Origin of the sequence: Synechocystis sp. LEGE 06083 (assembly GCF_015207725.1) — a bacterium.
Classification (GTDB): Bacteria; Cyanobacteriota; Cyanobacteriia; order Cyanobacteriales; family Microcystaceae; genus Synechocystis; species Synechocystis salina.
This window is the reverse complement of record NZ_JADEWJ010000055.1, coordinates 1-17,041: the sequence shown is the minus strand read 5'-3', so window position 1 is coordinate 17,041 and position 17,041 is coordinate 1. Positions and strand designations below refer to the sequence as shown.

Genomic DNA, 17,041 nt, shown 5'->3' with positions numbered 1-17,041 from the left:
CTGTATAAGAGACAGGCCATATACTCGACTCAAACCCTTCCTGAGTTGCCCCCTTTATGTCCCAAACCACCGCCACCCTGCAATTGCCCAGCCCCGACAGCGCGATCGCCTTGGCAGGAAGCGGAGAAGACAATCTAACCTATTTGGCCCACCACACCGGCGCTAAGTTGATTTTGCGGGGGCAAGAACTGATGGTGGTCGGCACCGAAAAAGCTGTGGCCAGGGTGATGGCAGTGCTCCAAGCCCTGGCTCCCTACTGGCAGAACGCCAAGGCCATTTCCCGGCCGGATTTAATGACTGCTTTCCATGCCCTAGATACGGGTAAACAGGAGGAATACCAAGCCCTCCAAAAAACGGTGTTGGCCAAAACCCGGCGGGGAGAAATTGTCCGGGCTAAAACTTTCCGTCAACGGCAATATATCAAAGCAATCCAAAAGCATGACGTCACCTTTTGCATTGGCCCAGCAGGCACAGGGAAAACCTTTTTGGCGGCGGTGTTGGCAGTGCAAGCTTTATTGAATAATGAATGCGATCGCCTGATTTTGACTAGACCAGCGGTGGAAGCGGGGGAAAAATTAGGCTTTCTGCCGGGGGACCTGCAACAAAAGGTGGATCCATTTTTGCGGCCCCTCTACGATGCTTTGTATGAATTCATCGAGCCGGAAAAAATTCCCGACCTGATGGAGCGGGGCAAAATTGAAGTGGCTCCCCTGGCCTATATGCGGGGCAGGACTTTGACCAATGCCTTTGTCATCGTGGACGAGGCCCAAAATACGACCCCGGCCCAACTCAAAATGGTTTTAACCCGCCTTGGTTTTGGCTCGAAAATGATTGTGACTGGGGATGTGACCCAAACGGATTTACCCAACCATCAAAAGTCCGGTCTCCAGGTGGCCCAAACCATTCTTAAGGATGTGGAAGGGGTGGCTTTTTGTTACCTCAATCAGGCAGATGTGGTGCGCCATCCCCTGGTGCAAAGGATTGTGGAAGCCTACGAACGCTCCGAAAATGCCGGTCCGCCCACCCCGAAGTTTTCCGCGTAAAGGCTTGATCCCCAAGGGTTTTTCCCAACCAAAGCCAGGCCATCCCTAGGGGCAATTTTCCCAGGGGCAAAACTTTGATGTACACTGATGCGGGCGTGAATCCGTGGCCATGGCCAGGGCGATCGCCAATGTGGTGTGAGGTAAAATCGGGGGCGAATGAACCGCTCACCGAGAATTTTTGTCTAATTCCCCAAATGAAATTAAGCAAAAGCTAACAAATGCCAAGCCGTCCCCTGGGGCGGAGTTTCACCACTAGTTTTTCGATGAATTTACGCTACCTCTGGTCAGGAAAACAACTATTGATGGGAGGCGGTCTAATTCCCCTATTATTCAGTGCCGCCGTTTCGGCCCAATCCCCTGGGGCCCTGGCCCAAAGCCGTTTCGACCCCAATGCCACCATTATTACTCCCCCGGTTCAGTTGGCCCAACGGTCAGCAACCGAAGACAGAAGGCAGTTTAATGAACTACTGCGGCAGGGTAAGGCCTATGTGGATAACGGTAATTTTCCCCAGGCGATCGCCATTTACCAACAGGCCGCCAGCCTAGATGGGGAGAACGCCGAACTGTTCGGTAGCATGGGTTATCTTTATGCCCGCCAGGGACAGTTTGCCGAAGCAACCCAAAGTTTTCAACAGGCTTTGCGGGTGAATCCCAATAACCCCGAATACTATGATGGTTTGGGTTTTAGCTATGCTCGCCAAGGAAGATTAAGTGAAGCCGCCAGCGCCTATGCCACCGCCATCAGCCTTGGCCCCAACGCCCCAGCATCGGTGAAGTATCGTCTCGCTCTGGGGGTGATCATGCTCCAACAGGGGGACTATGGTCGGGTGCGCCAAATATATAACGAAATTCATCGTCTGCAATCGGACAATGAAGAGGCGGCGGTGATGATGGGGGCTGCCCTGCTGCAAAGTAATGAGTATGAGCAGTTAATTACCTTCAATAGCCAAGCTCTCAAACTATTTCCCAACCGCCCTGAGCTCAATTTACAGTTGGGCAAAGCCTACTTGGCCCAGGGAAATCTGGTGGCGGCCCGTCGCATTTTGGAACCCCGTCTCAACCCCGATTGGCGTAGCTTTTCCCTCTACCTCACCTGGGCGGAACTACTGGAACGGGAAGGAAATTTTGCCGGGGCCCTGGATGCCTACAAACAAGCTCTCCGCAATGAACCTACGGCGATCGCCGCTAAAATTGGCACTGGTCGCATGTATTTAGAACTGGACAATCCCGCCGAAGCCATTTGGGTGTTTCGGGATCTGACCCGCCTTCAACCCAGTAACGCTGACTTTTATTATCTGTTGGGGGAAGCCTACGCAGTGGATGAAAAAATTGACCTGGCCAAAAAATCCTTTGGGGAAGCCCAAAAACTTTACCAGGCCCAGGGCAACACTGCTGGCAGTGACCGGACCCAAGAAAAGCTGGATAATCTTTAATTAGTCCAGGTATTGTCACCCTACGGGTTCAGACAATGGAGCCGTTACCCCCCTCCCCCAGCCCATGGGAGGAAAAAGTTCCTAATTTTCCCGCTCTGGAGCTTTGGGGGAAACAGACTAAACCTGGGCCTTTCAAATGGCATATTTTGACCTTTTTTCGTTTTTCAGGAGTTAATCATCGTGGATGCAATGGAATTCTTTCGCAATAGTTCTGGCAACTGGCGATCGCAACGTACCACCCATCATCTTGCCTTCCGTCGAGCAGAAACCGGTACCTCGGAAATTTTTGTCGAAGCCCTGGGCGCCGATGATCAAAAGATTGTCGAGATTTGTGAAATGCACAGCTGCGACCCGGCCAAAGCCGTGGGGGGAGCCTTCGTCCGCTGGGAAAGTGCCATGGCTTGGGATAAAGAGGATGAAAACCATGAAGGAACAACGGTATTTGCCCTCATTCCTGACGAAGACAATCCCCAACAGGGACAATTACTGCGGGAGCGGGGCTATGCGGAAATTGTGCCCATCGCCGGTCGCTATCACATCGACGAAGAGGAAGCCTTGGTTCTCGTAACGGAATATGAAACCATGACCACCATTGAAAGGTTCTGGTTTGCCAACCCAGATATGCGCCTCAGAACCAGTACTGTGCAAAGGTTTGGGGGCTTTAACACCGCCACCTACTGTACGGAAATGCGGGTCAAAGAGGAAAGTACTGTACCAACTTCCCCTTCCCCCGCCTACGAACAATTCTGCGGCTGGTAGGCTCGTCTAGCCCCTGTCTGGAAAATTTGATTGTCCTGCCAGGCCATCTAAGGAATTTGGTCAACCCTGAATGGGAGGACAAAAATTGTAATAAATTGTAATATTTGCCAACGATCAGGACCCTTCCCCCTTATTATTTAAACTAACTCATTATCAAGCTCTTCTTTAAGATCACGGAGGTTTACACTTGGCTCTTCCCCTATTGAACTACGCCCCCAAAAGTCAGAATGTGAGGGTTGAAGGTTATGAAATTGGCTCCGAAGAGAAGCCTGTTGTTTTCACCACGGAAAACATCCTCTCCAGCAGCGATATGGATAACCTAATCGAAGCGACCTATCGTCAAATATTTTTCCATGCGTTCAAGTGGGACCGGGAAAAAGTCCTTGAGTCCCAACTGCGTAACGGCCAAATTACTGTACGGGATTTTGTGCGGGGATTGTTGCTTTCCAACACCTTCCGCAGTAGCTTCTACGAAAAAAATAGTAACTACCGCTTCGTTGAGCACTGTGTACAGAAGATTCTAGGACGGGACGTTTACAGTGAACGAGAAAAAATCGCTTGGTCCATTGTGGTCGCCACCAAGGGCTATCAAGGGTTGATTGACGATCTTCTCAACAGCGATGAGTACCTCAACAACTTTGGCTATGACACGGTTCCCTACCAACGTCGTCGCAACCTTCCCGGTCGGGAAGCGGGTGAATTGCCCTTTAACATCAAATCTCCCCGGTACGATGCTTACCACCGTCGCCAATTGGGCTTCCCCCAAATCGTTTGGCAGAACGAAGTGCGTCGTTTTATTCCCCAGGAGAAAAAGCTTACCGCTGGCAATCCGATGAATTTCCTGGGCATGGCCCGCAGTATCAACCCTGCCGCCAATACCATTCCCAAGGTTTCGGCCCAAAATATCAACATCGAAGCTTCTGTGCCCCGTCGCTAGGCACTCAGGTCAGAGGGTTGAAGGATTAGTGCATTCCTGGCGTGGATAGTTACTTATTTTTCTGTCCTAAAAATTAAACGGAAAAATCAAATAATTGTTTTAGCTGGGACTGTTTGCTAGTCCCTTTTTTTTGGCCATTTTTGGACAAGTACCTGAGTGTAAATACTTAATCGAACCATCGGCGGAAACTAATGTGAGGGAAATTGTGAAGTCTTCTAACAATTATGGAACCTCTGCCAATAATCCCAGACTAAAAACTTATACTTGCCCCCAATGCCAACTCCTCACTGACCTAGGGTTTGATGTTGGTTGTGGTAGTAATTTTCCCAGAGTGGAGTCCCCCATGATTGCCCCTATTTGCCGTGCTCTGCGTTCCCGTCTTCCCCTCGCCGCCATGCTCATGATTGCCGCCACTGCTACCCCCGCCTTAGCTAATTCGCCGATCGCCGCTAATTTAACCCCTTTAACCCCTAATCAACCCCAGCCGTTACTGTTGGACAATGGCTTTAAGCCCTTTACCCCGGTGGGAATTACTGACGATAATTTTTTGCTCAATGTGACTGATACCAGGGAAGTGGATCCCTTGGACAGTCCCTACCCGGTGCCCTGGAGTTGGATTGTGCGTACCCAGCAGGACTACGCGGAACAGCAACGGTCGGGATTGCGCTACTACCGCAGTCCAGCCTTAGTTTCTCCTTCGGGACAATATGCAGCTTACAGTCGCATTGAGGTGCGGGCGGAGCCCAATTCCTACGAATCGAAGGTGTTGGGGGTAATGTTTGTTGAAAATTTGGCTACGGGTAAGTTGCAGGTGGTGCGGGCCAGTTCCCCCATTGCCAGCTACTTACAAAAAGTAGGGGAAGATAGTCCGGAAATGGCGGGGGTAATTTCCATTCTTTTGCCAGCTTCCTGGTCTGAGGAAGGCGATCGCCTATTGGCCCGGCAGATGGAAGGGGCGTTTAATTCTTCGGACATTAGCGATTATGGCGTGGTCTGGCAGGGGGGCGACATTCGTACCCTCAGTGCCATGCCGAAGACGAATATGGAATTCAGTGCCACCTTACTGGGTTGGCATCAGGGGGATCCCCATCAGGTGCTTTTTCAAGTGAGCCATTTTGACCAAGAAGAGGACGGTAATTCCCTGGTGAGCGTTGCCCTAGACGGCAAAGTCCAACCGGCGAAAGCTCCGGCAGTAATTGCCTACGGTAAACGGGTCAGCCGCAGTTGGAGCGGGGTACAATCCATGCGCTAGGAAGGGGCACCGGGGCGATCAACTGGTTGGAAAAGCTCAAAGGCTTGGCGGGTGAATTGGCGCAGTTTTTCCCCCACATCCTGGGCAGGAAGATATTTGCCTACCACCTGCCAGTTGTCCACCGTCGATAGTCGCCAGGCTTGCCCTTGGTGATTGATGCCGACGGTTTCAATGCCAATGATTTTCGGCGATTTGTCGGCGGGGTCTGGATGGAAACGAATTTGCACCAGGATACTGCGGCTCTGGTAGCGGGGACTCCAACCAGGCAGATGGAAGCCAATGTCGATGGAGTGGGGGTCCACCTGGGCTTGGGTCTGGCGATCGCCTTGCCACGGAGCAAGGTCAGCTCTAGCGTCGGGAAATTGGGCTTTAAAGAGGTTCACCACGGCGGCGATTTTGGTGGCGGTGGCGACTCCAATGGCTTGTTCTGCCGCATTCATTGACGAAATGTCTCCTGCTGGAAAGTTAACCTTTGGCCAGGGGCTGGATTGGGATCGGATAAGCCTGGCGACCAATAACCATGGGGTGTGGCATGGGGACAGGAAATGGGAAAATTAATGGCCCAGAATTGATTCCATAGGATAGCAAACCTCCGTGAAAATTTCCGAACAGACCCTTGAAGTGGGACAGTTTCACTGGTTTTACCGCCAGATTGAACCAATCCAGTCCACTGACGCCGCTCCCATTGTCTTGTTGCACGGTTTACCGAGCCAAAGTTTGTGTTGGACTGGGGTCATGCCTCTATTGGCGGAAAAGGGGCTGAGGGCGATCGCCCCGGATTGGTTGGGCTTTGGCTTTTCTGACATCTTGGACAAACGGGATTTTGCCTACACCACAGCGGCCTATGAACAGACATTGGGAGAATTTTTAGAAGCTCTGGAACTGCCCAAAATTTCCCTAGTGGTGCAGGGATTTTTAGCCACAGTGGGTATCGAATATGCCCTCAACCACCCAGAGCAAATTGAGCGGCTCGCTATTCTTAACACCCCCGTTATTCCCCCCGTATCGTTGCCCTGGCCTATGCGTCAATGGACCATTCCTCTGGTGGGGGATATGGTCACCCAGGATCCCCTGATTATTGACCGCACTTTAGAGGGGGGCAGTGGTTTTGTCATCAGCGATGAGAGGTTAAATACCTATCGTAAACCCTGGCTAAAAACCTCCGCCGCCGGTCGGGCCCTTATGGCCGCCACTAAAAACTTGCCCACCACCAATGATCTGGCTAAAATCGGCGATCGCCTGCGGGGAGAATGGCAAAAACCCACCTGCTTAATCTGGGGAACGGCGGATAAATGGCTGCCGGTGGAACCCATTGAACAGTTAGTGCAGGGAGCTAGTCATCTGGAGTTGGTCAAATTACCAGAAGCCAAACACTATCCCCAGGAGCATTTTCCCCAGGAAGTCGGAGAAACTCTACAAACCTTTTTCCGCAGACAAATTACCTAAAAGCGATGGCATTGGCGGCAGACAAGACTGGTCATCATAAAGCTCAAAATGATTGTGAACAGCGGGAGAATCTAGGGGTTAGAAGTCAAAGAACTTTTGCCGGGGATTAAAGGTTTCCTTTTCCCGAATGCTACGGTAAAGCTCCAACTCTTCTGGGCTGGGTTCCGGGGGAATTTCCACGCGAATTTCCACCAACTGGTCCCCCCGATCGCCTTTACTGTTGGGAAAGCCTTTTTTGGCCAAACGTAGTTTTTGACCATTTTTTAATCCCGCTGGCACAGTCATTTTTACCAGGCCGTCAATGGTCATTACCTCAATAGCGCCGCCCAAAATAGCTTCACTGGGGGTCACTGGCACTTGGCAAGCAATGTCCGTACCCTGGAGCATAAATAAAGGGTGGGGAGAAAGGTTAATTTTCAGATATAAATCACCGCCGTTAATACCCTGTTGCTTGAGGCGAATCCGTTGCCCATCCCCCATGCCCCCAGGCATTTCCACTTCCAAAGAACGGCCATCTTCCAAACGAATTCTTTCTTTCCCTCCCCGATAGGCCTTCTCCAACGGCAGAGTCAAATTGGCTTCCACGTCCCTAGGCACAGGGCGAGCCGGGGACACCACTTTTGTGCGACGGTTGGCGCTAAAATCCTGCCACGATTCCGCCGGTTGTCGGGGAGTGGGCCGGCCATTGGCAGTACGAAATTGACCATTGCTGGCACTAGGCGATCGCCCACCGTTACTATTAGGGGTAAAACGGCTGGTGGGGGGACGGCGAAACCGCCCAAATAAACGGCTGTCCAACTCCCGGCGCTTACTTTCATCGGAAAGGACATCGTAGGCCTCGTTGATGTCTTTAAACTTTTCTTCCGCCGTTTTGTCGTTGGGGTTGACATCAGGGTGATACTGACGAGCTAATTTCCGAAAGGATTTTTTAATCTCTTCGGTGGTGGCATTGCGGGGAACTCCCAAAATTTGATAATAATTCCGCACTTGTTCCATAGGGTTGCCAGAAAATACTCGCTCAATCCACTCAAACTAACTTAGATCAAGGTTACAGGGTTAAATCATGAACGGTTTATCTTGCCGTTGGTGAAAGGACTTTAGATTTTAGAACCAATCATCATCGTCGTCATCCCAACCATTTTGCAACGGTGCATTGCGACCAGGCTGGGCAGGCCGTTCCCCATAGCGGCCATTGCCTCCTCGACCGGAACGACTGGGGGTACTTTCCCGATAGTTATAGTCCTGTTGGCGATCGCCTCTGGAGTAATCATCTTGGGGGCTGGGGCCAGAACGGCGATCGTCGTAGTTATCCCCTGGGCTGTCCCCTCGGTAGGGGCGTTGACGGGTAACCCGGGCTTGGTCCCAATCGGCATAGGCCGGGGAACGGTAGTCTTTGCTTAAGGAAGGCCCCCGGCCAGCGCCAGCCCTGGGCACGGGAGAAGGGGCGCTGTAGTTGTAATCGTCATAGCGACCGTAATCATTGCCACCCCGATAATCGTCCCTGGGGGTAGGGCGACGGCTATAGTAGTCTTCCTCGTCATCAAAATCGCCGGTGAAGGTTTTCTTAATTGCTTCAAAAAAGCCTTCTTCCTTATCGTCATACTGCAGACGCACTTCCCGATTCAGTTCGTAAAGCACATCCTGCAAATCCGCCTGGGCCCGGTCTAGCCGACGCTCATCATCCTTTTCCAAACTATCCAAAATTTCGCTACACAAGGCATCCACTTGGCGGCGGTAGGACACAGTGAAAGCACTGCCAAAGTCCAGGGTAACTTCCTTGAGTCGCCGCTGGGCCTGGTCCGTTAGCGCCTTGGCACTATTGCGTTTTTCAATCCGTTCCCGCCGTTCCCGGTCTTGGGCAGCAAAGGTTTCCGCCTCTTGGATCATGCGATTGACTTCCCCTTCACTGAGAATGGAAGCCCCTTGGACAGTGATGCTTTGTTCCCGCCCAGTGGTTTTGTCCCTCGCTGTCACCTGCAAAATACCGTTGGCATCAATGTCGAAGGAAACCTGTACCTGGGGCACTCCCCGGGGAGCCGGCGGAATACCGCTCAGTTTAAAGCGACCGAGGGAAATATTATCGCTGGCCATTTCCCTTTCCCCTTGGAGCACATGGATTTCCACCACCGTTTGATTATTTTCTCCGGTGGAAAAAATGTCTGATTTCCGTACTGGAATGGTGGTGTTACGGGGCAGTAATTTTTTCATAACGCCGCCAATGGTTTCTAGTCCAAAGGAAAGGGGCGTTACGTCCAACAGCAAAATATCTTTCACCTCCCCGTCCAAAATGCCCGCCTGGATGGCCGCACCGATCGCCACCACTTCATCAGGATTGACGTTTTCGTTGGGTTCCCGGTCAATGAAACTGCGCACTAAACCCTTGACCATGGGCATCCTGGTGCCGCCCCCCACCAGCACCACTTCATCGATTTGTACTGGACTTAAGCCTGCATCTTTCAATACTCGTTTGATCGGTCTTTGCAGACGGGTGACTAGATCACCGCATAGGTCTTCAAATTCAGAACGGCTCAATTGGGTTTCTAAATGCTTAGGCCCATCTTCCGTAGCAGTAATGAAGGGCAAATTAATTTCCGTGGTACTGACCCCAGAGAGTTCAATTTTGGCTTTTTCCGCCGCCTCCGTTAACCGTTGCAGGGCCTGGCGATCCTGCCGTAAATCCACTTTCTCCGTTTCTAAAAACTTTTCTGCCAACCAATCCACAATGCGGCGATCGAAATCATTACCGCCCAATTGGGTATCGCCGCTGGTGGCCTTAACTTCAAAGATGCCGTCCCCAACTTCCAACACGGAAACGTCAAAGGTACCACCACCGAGGTCGAACACCAGGATTTTTTGCATTCTGCCCTGGTCTAACCCGTAGGCCAAGGAAGCGGCGGTGGGTTCATTGATAATCCGTAACACCTCCAGCCCGGCAATTTTACCCGCATCCCTGGTGGCCTGCCGTTGGGAGTCGTTAAAGTAGGCGGGCACCGTAATCACTGCTCCAGTAACCTTTTCCCCCAGGTAACGGCTGGCTTCTTCGGCCAACTTACGCAAAATCATGGCCGAAATTTCTTCCGGGGCAAAGTCTTTTTTCAGCCGAGGACAACGGACCTTAATATTGTCCCGGTCATCGCGACGGATAGTATAGGCTACTCGCTTAGATTCGGGGGTAAGATCGGCGTAGCGTCTCCCCATAAAGCGTTTCACGCCATAGAATGTGTTTTGGGGGTTGAGTACCGCTTGTCGCCGGCCCATTTGGCCCACCACCAATTCCCCTTCTTTGTTGAAACCCACCACAGACGGGGTGGTGCGCATCCCTTCCGCATTGGCAATGACAATGGGTTTGCCGCCTTCCATAACGGCAACAACTGAGTTGGTGGTTCCAAGGTCAATTCCGACGACTTTTCCCATGTTGTTTTCTTTACTCCCAAAGTTCGGGAGGGCAATTAATCTGCATTTAATATTTAGTGGTGCTAGGCCCTTGCCAGACCATTATAGAAGGTGGGGGAGATGCCCTTGTGGTCGAGTAGACTTCATTTGATCGCTCAAAGAGTTTTAGTTACCTAACTATCAAGCCATGGCTGGAAAAAAACAAGGTGCTGATGCCACAGTCTATCAGCTAAAAATTTCCCTGTTGGGGGCCAAGCCTCCCATTTGGCGGAGGGTGCAGGTGCCCAGTGACACCACTTTGAATAAATTACATAACATCATCCAAGATTCCATGGGCTGGTTTAATTACCATCTCCACTCTTTTTTCGTTGACGGCAAGGAATATGGCCCGATAGACCCCTACATAGACGAGACGGATTACGAAGATGAAAGTAAAGTGAAGTTGTCGGGCTTGAATCTGGCCGAAAAATACAAGTTTCGCTATGTCTATGACTTCGGGGATGATTGGTATCACGAAATCCTGGTCGAAAAAATTCTCCCCCGGCAAGAAGACCAGCACTACCCATTTTGTTTGAAAGCAGTGCGGGCCTGCCCCCCGGAGGACTGCGGCGGTATTTGGGGATATGAAGAACTGTTAGAGATTCTCCAAGACCCCCAACATCCTGAACGCGAGGATCGATTGGAATGGTTGGGGGGAAATTTTGATCCCCAGGAGGTCAGTCTTAAAAGGATTAATGAATGCCTCCGGGAATGTTAAAAATTAGGCGATCGCCGCTACGGGAATGCGGAGGTGATCATAGAGAGGGAAACCGGCACAGAGTTCACCGGCCCGCTGCAAACAATCTGCCTTAACGGCTTCATTTTCGGGGGACAGGAGGCGATCGGCAATGATGTTGGCAATGGTGCGGAACTCATTTTCCTGCATCCCCCTGGTGGTCATGGCGGGGGAACCAAGGCGCAAACCGCTGGTGACAAAGGGCGATTCGGGGTCAAAGGGCACGGTGTTTTTATTGGCAGTGATGTTGATTTCTCCCAATAGTTGATCCGCCACCTTGCCGGTCATGGCGATAGAACGGAGATCCACCAACATTAAATGGTTATCGGTACCGCCGGAAACCAGGTCAAAACCCCGTTTTTGTAATTGATCCGCCATGGCTTGGGCATTGGCAATCACTTGGCCGGAGTAGGTCTTAAATTCAGGCTTGAGCGCCTCCCCAAAGGCCACCGCTTTAGCAGCAATGACGTGCTCCAAGGGGCCGCCTTGGGTACCAGGAAAGACGGATTTGTCGAATTTTTTGCCCAATTCTTCGTTATTGGTCATGATCAGACCGCCCCGGGGTCCCCGCAGGGTTTTATGGGTGGTGGTGGTAACTACATCGCAATAGGGCAAGGGACTGGGATGGTGTCCTGAGGCCACCAAACCGGCAATGTGGGCAATGTCCGCCATTAGGTATGCCCCCACCTCATCGGCGATCGCCCGGAATTTATCAAACTCAATTTGTCGGGGGTACGCGGAGTAGCCACAAATGAGCAATTTGGGTTTAACTTCCAAGGCCTGTTGGCGAATCTTTTCATAATCCAACCGACCAGTCTCTTTTTCCACTCCATAGTGGGCCACTTTGAACCATTTACCGGACACATTGACGGGGGAGCCGTGGGTTAAATGACCACCGTGGGAAAGATCCATGCCCATAATGGTGTCGCCGGGCTGGAGCAGGGTTAAAAAGACGGCAAAGTTGGCCTGGGCTCCGGAGTGGGGTTGGACGTTGGCGTGGGCCGCCCCGAACAATTCTTTCACCCGACTAATGGCTAAGCTTTCCGCCTGGTCCACAAATTCACAACCGCCGTAATAGCGTTTACCGGGCAGACCTTCGGCGTATTTATTGGTCAATACGGAACCCTGGGCCGCCATTACTGCCGCTGAAGTGAAATTCTCGCTGGCAATTAGTTCAATATGGGTGCGTTGCCGTTGCAGTTCCCGGTCAATGATGGCCGCAAGGGCTGGATCACTAGTGGCTAGAAAGTCGAGGTTGGTTTGATTCACGTCTAATCTTCCTGTAAACAGTGCTGGGGGCGGAAAGCACCGCGCTTCTTGAATATTTATTAAGTTTACCACCGCTAGAGTTTGGCCAACGGCCACGGGGCCAAAGGTTAAAACGCCAACAATTTCCGTCAACCCACAACGGTAAAAGGCGACCTGGAACGCTTTCAACAATGCGTTAAATTAAGCTGCACGATTCTTGGCGTCGGTTTATAGGCAACATTGTCAAGGTAGCAAAGTTAAATTTACCATAAAACACTTGTTTTGATTGTAGTTGACTTCTGTCTATAAAAAATTAGATTCGTTTGTAAGAAAAAATGGCAAGCAATAGTTGATGATCATACATCATAATTTATTGGGACAAAGTTTTTAAATAAGCCAGAAATTCATTCAATTGTTGATCTGAAAGTTGATTTTATTTCAGGGCTTAAATCTTAAATAATGCTTAGGTATTTAAACGGATTATTGCCGATCTTTTCACAGAATTACCTCTACGTTAAAATCACCATCAACAATGGGGAGATTGTCTTCTGCCAAAATCGTCTATCTGCAAGTTTAATTGTTATTTAAGGACTTCCCTATACAGTAATAAAACAGCACTCAAAGCCTGATTTTGAATAGAAGCAACAACATTTTCCTCAACAGCAAAATAGGTTAAAAATTCTTCAATTTCTTTTCCCCCATTGTTTTGGGATGGCATTTGTTATGAAAGAAAATATAGCGTTTAATCCAATTAACGTAATTTTTTCGATTTTGTAAGAGTAATGTTTCAGACGAATGACATCGCGGACTTGTTCAATGAGCTTTTTAGGAAGTTTGTCCATCGGGCGATATTCAGAATATTTCTGAATAATATGACTACTGATTATGTTAGCCCGAAATTTTTTGTTTATCGTCGGAAAATATACGAAAAGTTTCTGGGTAACATTCTCTACAGGGGGATTATTCAGAAAGTTTCTGTTTCTTCCCCTCTAGGAGTTGACTATCCAGAAAATGTCAGTATGATTAGTAGTTGGGCTGCTAGTTCAATGTTGTCGAAGTGGCTTAACCAGCCTCCAAAGATATGCTATGGTCCCAACGTTCAAGCTAGGCAAATTGAGAAATTAATATAGATAGGGGTGGCTGATGTCCAAAAGAACGATTGAGCTGATTTTGCTTGCGCTTCTTTCTGGAGTGCTTCTTATCCTTTGCAGTCCACTCTTATCCCATGCTTCGTATGAGATGGCCGTGGATCAACTTACTTCCGTGCCGCTCAATGAATCCCCGGACAATTTCCCAACGCGCCCTCAGCCCATTCAACTCATTGCTCAAGGGCAGTCTGCCATGGATAACCTCACCCCGGCTGAAGCCCGTGCGATCGCCAAGGAAGCCTACACCTATGGCTTCCCGCTAGTAGACAACTACCGCGTCATGCACTCCTTCTTTGTGGATCGGGACGGCCGAGAGTTTAAGGCCCCCTGGAACGAGATTCACAACGAGGCCCGCGTCTTCACGCCGGACGATCGCACCATCCAGACCCCCAACTCCGACACCCCGTACTCCCAGATTGGCACCGACCTGCGAACTGAGCCGCTGGTCATTACCGTGCCCGCTGTCGAAGTGGACCGCTACTACTCGCTCCAATTTATCGATTTATACACCTTCAACTACGCCTATGTGGGCAGCCGTGCAACGGGGAACGAAGCGGGCAGCTTCCTGCTGGCTGGCCCAAGCTGGTCGGGGCAGACACCCCCAGGCATCAAAGCTGTAATTCGCTCCGAGACAGAGATTGGCTGGGTCCAGTTCCGCACCCAGCTCTTCGATGCCGACGATATTGACAACGTTAAGCAGGTACAGGCGGGGTATAAAGTCCAGCCCCTATCTGCCTTTCTCAACCAGCCTGCCCCAGCCGCTGCGTCGGATATTGATTTTATTGATCCCCTTACCCCTCAAGAGGAACGCACGTCACTCGAATTCTTTAACGTGTTGAACTTCCTGCTCCAGTTCTGCCCCACCCACCCCTCCGAGGTAGAGCTGATGTCACGCTTTGCCCAAATCGGCATTGGCCCGGACAGTCCCTTGGACTTATCACAACTGTCCCCAGAAATGAAGCAGGCCCTGGAAGATGGCATGGCTGATGCCTGGGAGGAGTTTGCTGAGTTTAAGAGAACCCAGCTGGATACCGGCATTCTGACGGCCAACGACGGCTACGGTACCCGGGAGTTTATGGCTAACAACTACATTGGTCGCATGGCCTCAGCCGTGTTGGGGATCTACGGCAACTCGAAAGAAGAGGCGATGTATCCTGCCTACTATGTCGATGCCGACGGTGGCAAGCTGGACACGGGGGAGAACCGCTATACCCTTCGCTTTGCTCCTGACCAACTGCCCCCGGTAAACTCGTTCTGGTCAATCACAATCTACCAGTTGCCAGAAAGTTTACTGGTAGAGAACCCCATTGATCGCTATCTGATCAACTCATCGATGCTTCCGGATCTGGCGCGAGATGCTGATGGCGGGCTGACGATTTACCTCCAGCATGAATCACCGGGTGAGGACAAAGCATCAAACTGGCTTCCTGCCCCCGATGGCGAGTTTCTGCTGATTATGCGACTTTACTGGCCAAAGGAGGAGGCGTTGGACGGCACCTGGCAGGCCCCGCCGCTGCAGCGGGTCAAAACTGACGCTGATGCCGCAGCCACGTTACCGGTCACGGTCGAGAATTTCGTCCGCGCTGAGAGTGACACCTACTTTGCTAACACCATCAGGGGATTTGACGCCTTCGGAAAATTTGGGCACATCCGTCAACCGACACCTATCGATCAGCAGACCATCATCCGTATGAACCGCGATACTCTATACTCCGCAGCAGTATTTGACCTCGACGCAGGGCCTGTGACGATCACATTGCCCGATGCCGGTGAGCGGTTCTTGTCGATGCAGGTAATCAACCAAGACCACTACACCCCCATGGTGGTCTACGGCGCTGGTCGGCATACCCTCACTCGAGAAAGCATCGGCACGCGATACGTGATCACAGCAGTGCGCATCCTCGCCGATGAGACGGACCCGGCAGACATCCAGGCAGTAGTCGAGCTTCAGGACTCGATCGCGGTTGAGCAGCAGAGCCCCGGCCGCTTCGAAGTGCCGAACTGGGATCCGGTGAGCCAGAAAAAAGTTCGAGACGCCCTCAATGTTTTAGCTGATACTCTGCCAGACAAAAACCGGATGTTTGGCTCAAAGGACGAGGTCGATCCCGTTCGGTACCTGCTCGGATCTGCATCGGGATGGGGCGGCAACCCTGATGAAGACGCCGTCTATCTCAACATCACACCGAAGAACAATGACGGATTAACTCGTTATCAGTTGACTGTCAATGAAGTTCCGGTAGACGAGTTCTGGTCGATCTCGGTGTATAACACCCAGGGGTTCTTCGAGCAGAATGAAGCGAATGCATACTCGATCAATAACCTGACAGCGGAGAAGGCCGAGGACGGCTCAGTCAACGTCCAGTTTGGTGGCTGTGACGGGCAAACCCCAAACTGCCTGCCAATTACACCGGGCTGGAACTACATGGTCCGCCTTTACCGCCCGCAAAGCGTAATCCTTGACGGCACCTGGACATTTCCCGAGGCGCAGCCCGTTGAGTGAGCTGGGTAGGCAACACTAGAGATACACAATCTTGCCTCCGATGAAATGCACTGCTGTTATGCATCATATTCATTCTGTATAGCAGTTTGATTCCCTTAAGCAGCCTAACCTTGCGTTGGTGCGGACGGAAGGGAGATGATTTGTGAGAGTTCAAGTTGGTCTGCCGCCGCACAACTCCACCACTAGAGTTTGGCCAACGGCCACGGGGCCAAAGGTTAAAACGCCAATCATTTCCGTCAAGCCACAACGGTAAAAGGCGACCTGGAAAGCGTTCGACAATGCATTAAATTAAGCTGCAGGATTCTTCATGTCGGTTTATAGGCAACATTGTCAAGGTAGAAAAGTTGAATTTGCCACAAAACATCTGTTTTGGTTGTAGTTGACTTCTGTCTAAAAAAATTAGATTCATTTGCAAGAAAAAATGGCAAGCAATAGTCGATGATCATACATCATAATTTATTGAGGCAAAGTTTTTAAATAAGCCAGAAATTCATCCAATTGTTGATCTGAAAGTTGATGGCGACTGCGCTTTTGATACTGTTCTTCTAGATAATTTTTGCCCTGAGTTTCCGACCATTTTAATCTTTGTAATTCGTGATTAATGTCACTTATGCGTTGATCAAAGTTCAGGCGGACAAGATTGCCTTCGTCAACATGAAAAATGGCTACAGGTTGAGGACAGTAATGGTCATTGATAGTAATTTCAATTTCATTCGCTTCAGATATCCAAGTTGATTCTTTGAATGGCTCGTATAAATTAAAATCTTTAGATGATACTATTTTTGACCAAACACGTGTGTATGAATCCCATTTATATTGATCTTGTTTAATTAATTCTTTAATTGGATAAGTACCACCATTGTTTACTATTGCTTGATTAGTAACTTTAATTAAAAATTGACTGCTCTGTCTGCTTGGGGGATGATAGGGATATTGTCCCCAGTCTATTGAGGCAACAAATGATAAATTTGCCAAAAATTGGCACTGTCCTTTTAAGGAGTGAAGTGGCAAAAGCCTCTACAGGTAAGTATTTCTGCAATTTCGACAGGGCGGTCAATGAAGCCCATGGCCATAGCCGGAGTGGTATTTTTTCCCAGACTTCCATGA

Annotated in this window: 14 protein-coding genes and 1 pseudogene; 8 read left to right on the top strand and 7 right to left on the bottom strand. The window is 50.5% G+C overall.

The genetic code is table 11. The features are described from left to right. Nucleotides 1-56: 56 nt before the first annotated feature. The 5 genes from IQ219_RS06400 (at nucleotide 57) to IQ219_RS06380 (ending at nucleotide 5,424) form a co-directional block, all read left to right on the top strand. On the top strand, nucleotides 57-1,043 hold the full coding sequence (locus IQ219_RS06400; protein WP_194020921.1) for a PhoH family protein: 987 nt from the start codon (nucleotides 57-59) through the stop codon (nucleotides 1,041-1,043). A gap of 218 nt (nucleotides 1,044-1,261) precedes the next feature. Continuing rightward, a complete protein-coding gene (locus IQ219_RS06395) occupies nucleotides 1,262-2,476 on the top strand; it encodes a tetratricopeptide repeat protein (protein WP_194020919.1) in 1,215 nt (404 codons plus the stop codon). A 180-nt stretch (nucleotides 2,477-2,656) separates the two neighbouring features. Beyond that, a complete protein-coding gene (locus IQ219_RS06390) occupies nucleotides 2,657-3,235 on the top strand; it encodes a phycobiliprotein lyase (RefSeq protein WP_190599606.1) in 579 nt (192 codons plus the stop codon). Between the two features lie 187 nt (nucleotides 3,236-3,422). Beyond that, nucleotides 3,423-4,172: a phycobilisome rod-core linker polypeptide gene (locus IQ219_RS06385; RefSeq protein WP_190599605.1), complete on the top strand. Its 750-nt coding sequence runs from the start codon at nucleotides 3,423-3,425 to the stop codon at nucleotides 4,170-4,172. Nucleotides 4,173-4,515: 343 nt separating this feature from the next. Next, nucleotides 4,516-5,424, top strand: coding sequence for a hypothetical protein (locus tag IQ219_RS06380; protein ID WP_194020917.1), 909 nt, complete (start codon nucleotides 4,516-4,518; stop codon nucleotides 5,422-5,424). Here the strand turns inward: IQ219_RS06380 and IQ219_RS06375 are convergent. Beyond that, nucleotides 5,421-5,864 (bottom strand): hypothetical protein, encoded by a 444-nt coding sequence (locus tag IQ219_RS06375; protein ID WP_190599603.1) that lies wholly within the window; start codon nucleotides 5,862-5,864, stop codon nucleotides 5,421-5,423. The two genes, IQ219_RS06380 and IQ219_RS06375, sit on opposite strands and share 4 nt — an antisense overlap. A 154-nt stretch (nucleotides 5,865-6,018) precedes the next feature. On the opposite strand from IQ219_RS06375, the gene IQ219_RS06370 reads away from it, so the two are divergent. Then, a complete protein-coding gene (locus IQ219_RS06370; protein WP_194020915.1) occupies nucleotides 6,019-6,870 on the top strand; it encodes an alpha/beta fold hydrolase in 852 nt (283 codons plus the stop codon). 78 nt (nucleotides 6,871-6,948) lie between these two features. Here IQ219_RS06370 and IQ219_RS06365 read toward each other — a convergent pair whose 3' ends face one another. Both IQ219_RS06365 and dnaK read right to left on the bottom strand, forming a co-directional pair. Next, complete coding sequence (locus IQ219_RS06365) at nucleotides 6,949-7,866, bottom strand: J domain-containing protein (RefSeq protein WP_194072078.1); 918 nt, start codon at nucleotides 7,864-7,866, stop codon at nucleotides 6,949-6,951. Between the two features lie 108 nt (nucleotides 7,867-7,974). Then, nucleotides 7,975-10,284: a molecular chaperone DnaK gene (dnaK, locus tag IQ219_RS06360; RefSeq protein WP_194072077.1), complete on the bottom strand. Its 2,310-nt coding sequence runs from the start codon at nucleotides 10,282-10,284 to the stop codon at nucleotides 7,975-7,977. Nucleotides 10,285-10,450: 166 nt separating this feature from the next. On the opposite strand from dnaK, the gene IQ219_RS06355 reads away from it, so the two are divergent. After that, on the top strand, nucleotides 10,451-11,020 hold the full coding sequence (locus tag IQ219_RS06355) for a plasmid pRiA4b ORF-3 family protein (RefSeq protein WP_194072076.1): 570 nt from the start codon (nucleotides 10,451-10,453) through the stop codon (nucleotides 11,018-11,020). Nucleotides 11,021-11,023: 3 nt separating this feature from the next. Here IQ219_RS06355 and glyA read toward each other — a convergent pair whose 3' ends face one another. Together glyA and IQ219_RS20010 are read right to left on the bottom strand one after the other, a co-directional pair. Next, nucleotides 11,024-12,307: a serine hydroxymethyltransferase gene (glyA, locus tag IQ219_RS06350; protein WP_194072079.1), complete on the bottom strand. Its 1,284-nt coding sequence runs from the start codon at nucleotides 12,305-12,307 to the stop codon at nucleotides 11,024-11,026. Nucleotides 12,308-12,866: 559 nt separating this feature from the next. Continuing rightward, nucleotides 12,867-13,021 (bottom strand): annotated as a pseudogene (locus IQ219_RS20010) (phage integrase N-terminal SAM-like domain-containing protein). Between the two features lie 504 nt (nucleotides 13,022-13,525). Here IQ219_RS20010 and IQ219_RS06340 point away from each other — a divergent pair. Next, the gene (locus IQ219_RS06340; protein ID WP_194072075.1) at nucleotides 13,526-15,934 is read left to right on the top strand and encodes a DUF1254 domain-containing protein; all 2,409 of its coding nucleotides are present in this window, start codon (nucleotides 13,526-13,528) and stop codon (nucleotides 15,932-15,934) included. 150 nt (nucleotides 15,935-16,084) lie between these two features. Here the strand turns inward: IQ219_RS06340 and IQ219_RS20350 are convergent, their stop codons facing one another. Further along, nucleotides 16,085-16,213: a hypothetical protein gene (locus IQ219_RS20350; protein WP_255512806.1), complete on the bottom strand. Its 129-nt coding sequence runs from the start codon at nucleotides 16,211-16,213 to the stop codon at nucleotides 16,085-16,087. Between the two features lie 177 nt (nucleotides 16,214-16,390). After that, on the bottom strand, nucleotides 16,391-16,909 hold the full coding sequence (locus tag IQ219_RS06335) for a hypothetical protein (RefSeq protein WP_194072074.1): 519 nt from the start codon (nucleotides 16,907-16,909) through the stop codon (nucleotides 16,391-16,393). Between the last annotated feature and the right edge of the window lie 132 nt (nucleotides 16,910-17,041).